4 protein-coding genes are annotated in these 7,642 nt (G+C 57.5%); 2 read left to right on the top strand and 2 right to left on the bottom strand.

Going from position 1 to position 7,642, the window contains the following annotated elements:
* Both FDX19_RS07810 and FDX19_RS07805 read right to left on the bottom strand, forming a co-directional pair.
* Positions 1 to 2,131 (bottom strand): DUF6531 domain-containing protein (locus FDX19_RS07810; protein WP_137382279.1); only part of this gene is annotated, 2,131 nt, incomplete at its 3' end.
* A gap of 62 nt (positions 2,132 to 2,193) precedes the next feature.
* Positions 2,194 to 4,272 (bottom strand): type VI secretion system Vgr family protein, encoded by a 2,079-nt coding sequence (locus tag FDX19_RS07805; RefSeq protein ID WP_137382280.1) that lies wholly within the window; start codon positions 4,270 to 4,272, stop codon positions 2,194 to 2,196.
* Positions 4,273 to 4,614: 342 nt separating this feature from the next.
* Here FDX19_RS07805 and tssF point away from each other — a divergent pair, with 342 nt between their 5' ends.
* Both tssF and tssG read left to right on the top strand, forming a co-directional pair.
* On the top strand, positions 4,615 to 6,453 hold the full coding sequence (tssF, locus tag FDX19_RS07800; RefSeq protein WP_137382278.1) for a type VI secretion system baseplate subunit TssF: 1,839 nt from the start codon (positions 4,615 to 4,617) through the stop codon (positions 6,451 to 6,453).
* The gene (tssG, locus tag FDX19_RS07795; RefSeq protein WP_137382277.1) at positions 6,417 to 7,481 is read left to right on the top strand and encodes a type VI secretion system baseplate subunit TssG; all 1,065 of its coding nucleotides are present in this window, start codon (positions 6,417 to 6,419) and stop codon (positions 7,479 to 7,481) included. The genes tssF and tssG overlap by 37 nt, the downstream gene beginning before the upstream one ends.
* Positions 7,482 to 7,642 lie beyond the last annotated feature (161 nt).

The following is a 7,642-nucleotide window of genomic DNA, read 5'->3' as shown; positions in this document are numbered from 1 at the left end:
CATTCACCGTTCTGTATGCCAGCCGGTCTGACTCATCGTAGTGCCACAGGGTGATGAGGCTTTCATCCTCACTGCGGATAAGCTGTCCGGTGGCGCTGTAGTGATAACGCTGCGTCCTGCCGTCGAAGCCCGTTTCCTGCGCCAGCCTGTCCAGCAGGTCGTAAGTAAAGGTAGCGCCAGCCCCGCTTTCATTAACAAGCCGGGTGACACGCCCGGCAGCGTCGTATTCCATCTGCCGCGTCAGGCCGCCTTCGGTGGTACTCACCGGATGTCCTGTCGCATCGTACTCTGTGGTCTGCTTGCTGCCGTCCGGGTGAACCACGGTGGTCAGGTTGCCCGCCACACTGTACTCATAGCGGGTTTCGTGGCCTGCGGCATCTTTCTGGCTGATAAGTCTGCCCCGTTCATCGTAAGCGCGGTACTGACTGAGGCCCTCTTCCTGATGAAGGGCGATGACCTGCCCGAAGCGGTTGTATTCATAGCGGGTCTGGTAGCCGGAGCAGTCGGTAAAGGCCAGCAACTGCCCGTAGCGGCTCCACGTCATGGACTTTTTGCTGCCGGTGGCGTCTTCAATGGCAGAGGGCAGTTCGCTGTCCGGGTCATCATAAAAATAACGGGTCACATCGCCGCTACGGGATTTCTCCTGCGCCAGACGCCCCCGCTCATCAAACACCTGCTGACTGCGCAGGCCGTCAGTGCCGGTGGTGGAAATGAGCTGACGCTGGTCGTTGTAGCTGAACCGCACTGACCGACCATCTGATGCAACAATTTCCGTCACATTGCCGGAGCCGATATTCAGCCGGTATTCGGTTTTGCGCCCGGCAGCATCGGTCATTGCCACCATGCGTCCGGCGTTGTCAAATTCCCGTGTGATTGCGCTGCCGTCGGCTTTTTCTTCCCGGACTACTCGCTTTAACCCGCCTTCACCTTCGGTGTGCAGCACCTCGCGGCGGTTCAGGCTGTCGGTGATGGTGACGGCGTTTTTTTCATAGCCGTAGGTGTAACTCAGTCCCACCGGGTTATGCTGTTCCGTTACTCTTCCGCTGACATCATAGTGGTAGGTGGTCTGCGGACGTCCGGCGTACTGGTGCGCGGTCATCCTGCCTGGATGCTTATCGTCGTAAGTGAAACTGCGCACCAGTGTGCCGCTGCGGTCATACACCGCCGACAGTTCGCTACGCGGGGTATACGCATAGCGGGCCAGCGGCAGTGCGGGCAGGTTATCCGGGTATTCCGGGTCGTGCGTCAGCAACACCGCCTCAAGGCGAATGCCGCTGTCTGCGCCACAGTCTGATGCGGATAGGGTCTGCGGGAAAGTTTCGGGTCGGATACCGGCGGCTGTCGCCTGTTTACGGGCGCTTTCCGCCCGCTGTGCCTGCGTGGTCAGCACCAGCCGAAAGCGGCGGCCTGCGCCGTCAGTCACCCCGGTGATGTTCCCGACAAATTCCCCGCCTGACTCACGGTGAAAGGTCTGTGTGCGCCCAAAGCGGTCAGCCAGCCCGGTCAGTATCCGGTACGGCGGCAGCGGGGCGGGTAAGGGTTCTTCTGCTGCCGGTACGCGCTCAGGCCAGCCGAGTATCCACCACGGTCCCTGCGCACTGTTGGTTGCCAGATAGAGATGCTGACTTAAACGCAGGTCTTCCGGCAGGGTCTGCCACAACACGTGCAGTACATTGCTTTCATGCAGTTTCGCCACGCCGCCGCGGGCCAGCCACAGGGACTCACTGCGGCTGAAGGCGGTTTCACCGGGCAGCAATGGTTCAAAGTGAATACTGCGCCCGCCGTCATCGTTAATAATCAGTTCATCATCACGAAGCTGTAAGCGGATATCGAAAGGGGCTTTCCAGCCGGGGCCGAACATTCCCACCGGTGCAGGCGTTTTCGTCCGGTAACTGCTGTATGAGCGGGTGAGCATAAATGGCAGCGGCCCCGGCAGCACAATGTCGGTTTCGCCGGGCAGGACTTTGGCCCCCAGCAGCGGGTTGACCGGGTTGCCTGACGTTCTGCCGCCGGGACACACTGAGCAGGCCACGCCGGTGGGCGCGCCAATCAGCACCCCTGCTGAACCCTGTACAATCGGGCCGCCTTTTGCTGTGGCATCGCCCTGTCTCGCCGCCGGTTTTCCACTCATGTTCAGTTCCTTCTGTTGGTATTCTTGTCTGTCCTGATTCTGGTCAGGCCGGGGTACGGTCTTTACTGCTCAGGCGCGTCTGGTGGATTTTCTGTTGCCCCGCAGTTCCAGTTAATCACCGGCCCGTCGCCGCTGATGGCCTGTGCGCCCTGAAGGTTAATTGCCGTGCCGTTGAGAAAGATTTTGCCGTCCTGTGTCAGTACCAGCCGGGCCTGACCGCAAACCAGCTCAAGGTGCTCCCCTGCGCTGTAGACGGCCACCTTTCCGGCGCTTTCTGTCCGGGTTTTGCCTACCGTGAAGCTGACGTTTTCCCCCACGCTGACGTCGTACCCTTTACCGACCAGCAGGGATTTCTGAATACCGACCTGTGAGGACTGCATCAGCGCCACCGACGTGTTCATCACCCCACCCACCGTGGTCTGGTATGCCACCCCCACGCTCAGGGCGCGGACAATCCCCACCGTTTCTGCCTGATTCATGCCCACTGTGACACTCTGATTCTGCCCCACCATTTCCTGCTGGTTCTGCATCACCGTCTGTACCTGATTTTGCTTAACGGTAATGGTCTGATTTGCGCCAATCGTTTCGGTATGATTGACCTTCACATCGGTGGTGCGGTTGTTCAGCACCTCGGTATCCATGTTCTTCTGCGCGTGGATATACACCTGCTCCTGCCCTGTCGCGTCGTCGAACTTCAGTTCGTTAAATCCGTCCCCCCGGTAGGTCTTTGACCGGATGGTCATCTGCGTCTTCGTTCCCGGCAGGTTTCCCGGTGAGCGGTTACTCTCATGATAGGTGCGCCCCATAATGATGGGCTGGTCAGGGTCGCCGTTGAGGAAGTCCACAATCACTTCCTGACCGACACGCGGAATGGCGAGGTTGCCAAATCCGGCGCCGGCCCACGGCTGCGAGACCCGTATCCAGCAGGAACTGTCTTCACTGGCGTCGTGGTATCTGTCCCACAGGAATTTCACCCGCACCCGGCCATGCTCATCGCAGAAGATTTCTTCTCCCGGCGGGCCTGTCACCACCGCAGGCTGCGGGCCGTCCACTTTCGGTTTAGTCAGCAGCGCAGGCCGCCAGGTTTTATCTGCCGGTATCGCCCGAAAGTCATTGACCAGCGTGGTTCCTTTCCCCCGACTGCCCGGAACCGCCTGCGGCTGCTCGCCGTGCAGCGTGCTCGCCACCACCTGCCAGTTCCGGTTGAGGTCGTCCGCCGGATGATCCGTCAGCGTAAAACGCACGCCGGGCCATAATCCCGGTGAATTACTGCACCCTTCAGCGGTTTCTGCCTCATTGCGTCGGCCTTCCAGTTGATAACGGGCAAAATCCTGTCCGTGCTGTTCATCCTTGAAGCGTCCCGGATAGTCCATGACTTCATACTGGCTGCGCTGACCGTTAAGATCTGCGGCCTTATGGCGAAAGCGTCCCTGCCAGCCGGGGTATTTGAAGGTGTAGTCCTTTGTCACCACGTACGCCGGGCTTATCTGTGCGCAATGGCGGAAGCGGCTGATACAGTAAGTGTCTGTCACGCGGGGTTCGGGATTGAAGGGAATATTGAAGGCCTGCGGCAGATAAAAGACGTTATCGCAGAAGACAAGAAGCTGATTCTTTCCCTCACGGGCATGTTCCTCATAAAAGAAAATGCCTTCTTCTGCCAGCAGGCGGCAGAGAAAGTCATAATCCGTTTCGCCATACTGTACACAGAATTCCCGCGCCGGATGTTGCTCCTTCAGTAAATAAGACGCCCGTATGACCTGATTATCCTCCAGCAGGTGAGCCACAATGCTTTCTATATCCTGCTGCTGAAAGTGGCGGAAATTCTGTCGCAGACTGCTGCGCCAGAAGGGAGGATAAACCCGCAGATAATAGTTCATCTTATGACCGTCATATTCCCTTCGCTCAACGCCTGCAATCAGTCCGGTAATATGGCGCTGTGGAGTACGGCCCTGCCAGACCGTGAGCGTGACATTCTGCTCCAGTAAATCAGTGGCTTTCAGGCCGATACTGTCGCTGACAACGTGAATGTCGAGGGTAAACAGCGAGGAATAAGACTGAACAAGATGAAAACTCACCACGGCAAACGTCTGCGCGTCAAATCCATCCGTTTCAACGGTAAAACGGGTTCCTGTCTGAGGCATCATTATTCCCTTAAAAATAGTATGAACATCACTGCATGTTTTATTTTTTATGGTTATGAACTGCGGTAATGCATTCGGTTTTTTTATTTAAACAGCATCATGTGTTGTATTATTCATGAAAATAAATATCTGTGTTCACGAATGCGCTGATCATTGCATTCTTTACCGCTTACACCGGGAGAGAATACGGCACCAGCATATAATTAATGTGATAATTATCACATTACATCATTGTAAAATAGATTACTAAAACAGGGGGGCGGGCTTTTTACTTCTTATTTATGTTGTCTGGCCTCACTGCAAAAATAAGGGATCGCTGCTTAATTACCGGAGCTTTTAATTATGGCCGTTAACGAACGTCTTTTCCGGGAAGAGCTGGATTATCTCCGGCGTTATGGAAAACTGATGGCGCGGGAAAATCCCCGGCTGGAAAAATTCCTCGCCACTCAGGGCGCTGACCCGGGGGTGGAGCGCCTGCTGGAGGGATTCTCTTTGTTATCTGCCCGGCTACGGGAGAAAGTCGAGGATGAATATCCCGAACTCACCGTGCCGCTGATTACCCGCCTGTGGCCCGCTTACCTGCGTCCCGTACCCGCCATCACCGTGATTGAATATACCCCGGACCGCAGCAGACTGACCATGCCGGTGATGATTTCACGCGGAGAACAGGTGATGAACCGCGTGCAGGACAGTCAGCCGGAAGATGCCCGTCCCGGCGAGGAGGGGACCGACGGCCCGCCTCCGTGTATCTTTACGCTCTGCCGGGATATCCGGCTGCTGCCGCTGCATACGGACGCGATACAAAACCGCAGCAGCCTGTCGGCAGGCGTCATGGATATGACCTTTTCCATCACCGGCACTGCGCGGTTAACGGCAAATGACATTAACGGCATCAGTTTCTGGCTGGGAAGCGAAGATGAATGCAGCCGCCATCAGCTTTATCTGTGGCTGTCGCGCTACCGGACGGCGGCTGAGCTGATTGTCGGGAAACAGCATTATCCGCAGCCGGAACTGGCACTGTCGCCTGCCGGTTTCAGCGCACAAGAGTCGCCGCTGCCGGATACCGACCGTGATGGGTACCGGATAGTGCAGGACTGGCTCTGTTTTCCTGACGTGCAGGACTTTTTTATCCTCAGCGGCATCACCTTTCCCGGCGACGCGCTGACCAGTTCCTTCACGCTGCGGCTGCATTTTAACCGTCCCCTGCCGGAAAATCTTCATCTGAACCGCAAAACTCTGCGCCTGCACTGCGCCCCGGCGGTAAACCTGTTTGTGCGGGATGCCGTGCCTTTTACAGCGGACGCCTCCCGTCGCGACTGGCCGCTGACGGTGGACGCGGAATACCCGGAGCACTACGCGGTTTTCAGCGTGAGGCGCGTGGCGGCTCAGGATGATATTCCCCGGGGCAGCGACGGCCTGCCGGATATGACGCTCCCCCGCAGGCGAAACGCGCCGCTGCCGTGGGACAGCCCGCTCCACCCTCTGGAATACCATCGCGAGCGACAGGTTGTTTACTGGCGGCACCTGATGAAAAGCGCGTTGCTGCGTGATGCGCCCGACCACTTTATTACCCTGCGTCGTGCCGATGGCAGCCCACCCGATGCCGGACAACAGGGGCCTGCACCTGTACAGGTATCGCTGACCTGCACTAACGCAGACCTGCCCGCCCGCCTTGCTTGCGGCGATATCTGCGTGGCCGTGGGGCAGAATGCCTCCGTGGCGTCGTTTCGCAACGTTACCGTTCCCTCCGTATCCCTGCTGCCGGTGCCGGATGGCCCGTTGCACTGGTCGCTGCTTAACACCATGACTCTTAACTACCTGACGCTGGATGACGTGGAGGTGCTGCGCGATATCCTGCGCACCTTTGACCGCTGTGGTATCCATGAGCCTCTGATGGCCCGACTGTCACCGGAAAAACTGGCGGCGCTGGAGAGGCTGGAAACCCGGCCCTCAGACCGCCTGTTTAAGGGTATTCCACGACGGGGGCTGGAGTCCACATTGTACGTTAACACGCAGCCCTTCTCCTGCGAGGGCGAAATCTACCGGCTGGGAACGGCGCTGTCGTACTTTTTCGCCCTTTACGCCAGTAGCCATTCCTGGCACCGGCTGACGCTGATTAATACGCAGACACAGGAGGTCTGGCAATGGAAGGAAAGAACCGGTCAGTTTCCGGCAATGTAGCGCAGCCCGCCGGGACAGAGGATGATGGCGAAAAGTCTTTTCTGGCTCAGGCCCGTTACCGCGATTTTTATTCTCTTACGGACCAGTTGCACCATCGCTACGGCGACAGAGCCTTTTCACTCAGGACCGAACCGGAGGATGAAGCCGTGCATTTTCGCGCCAGCGCCAGCCTCGCATTCCCGCTACGCGATATTGAATCACTGACGAAAAATGCCGCCGGGCAATACGTGATGACCACCACCTTTATGGGACTGGCGGGCAGTTCATCCCCCCTGCCGGGGTATTATCTGGACGACATGGCCTGGTCTCAGGCGCAGGAGGGCGGCAGCGCAACGGCGGATTTTCTGAACCTGTTCAGCCACCGCTGGACGCAGTTCCTGTACCATATCTGGCGTAAGTGCAACTGGCATATCAGTTTTCGCAATGGCGGTACGGATATTATTTCACAACGCATGTTTGCGCTAATCGGGCTGGGTAACCCACGCGTACGCGAACGGCTGGATATCTGCCACTGTAAACTGCTGCCTTATGCCGGAACACTGGCGGGGCCGGGTCGCTCACCGCAGGTTATTTGCGATCTGGTGTCGGACTGCTTTGATTTACCGGATGTGACGCTGGAAGGCTGGCAACTGCGAAAGGTGTCCATCCCGCCGGATCAACTGACCCGTCTGGGGGGGACCGAGCCGGATTCTGAGGGTAACGTCACGGGCAAATCGGTGCTGGGGGTCAATTTCACTCTCGGTACGCACGTACCGGATCGCAGCGGCAAGTTTATGCTGTGCATCAATAATCTCAGTCTGGAACGTTATCTGACCTTTCTGCCGGAAGGGGAGGAATATCTGCCGCTGACCACGTTTGTCTCCTTCGTGTTGCGCGACCAGCTGGCATGGGATTTGCGGCTGGGGCTTGCACCGGACGAAGCCAGCGGAATGCGGCTGGGGGATAAAAGACACGCACAGCTGGGGCGAACCTGTTTTATCGGCAAACCGCCCCGCGAACCTTTTGTCACCCTGACGGTCAGGGAGTAAACGAACTGTTTCTCCGTTAAAAAACCGTGACTGCCCCTTGCCAGTATTAACCGGTCGCGGTATCGTTTCTCCGCACCTGCAAAATCAGGTGCCGGGATTGACCTCCTGAAATACCACATACTGGCAACACATGACGCGCCTGCGTCTTTTTTTGTGTTGTG

The organism is Citrobacter sp. wls619 (assembly GCF_005281345.1).
Taxonomy (GTDB): domain Bacteria; phylum Pseudomonadota; class Gammaproteobacteria; order Enterobacterales; family Enterobacteriaceae; genus Citrobacter.
The sequence above is the reverse complement of the archived record's forward strand: the minus strand, read 5'-3'. Positions and strand labels throughout refer to the sequence as shown.

What these genes read in the sequence shown, in the direction of transcription:
- tssG (WP_137382277.1), top strand. Translation starts at nt 6,417, where the DNA reads ATGGAAGGAAAGAACCGGTCAGTTTCCGGCAATGTAGCGCAGCCCGCC.
- tssF (WP_137382278.1), top strand. Translation starts at nt 4,615, where the DNA reads ATGGCCGTTAACGAACGTCTTTTCCGGGAAGAGCTGGATTATCTCCGG.
- FDX19_RS07805 (WP_137382280.1), bottom strand. Translation starts at nt 4,272, where the DNA reads ATGCCTCAGACAGGAACCCGTTTTACCGTTGAAACGGATGGATTTGAC.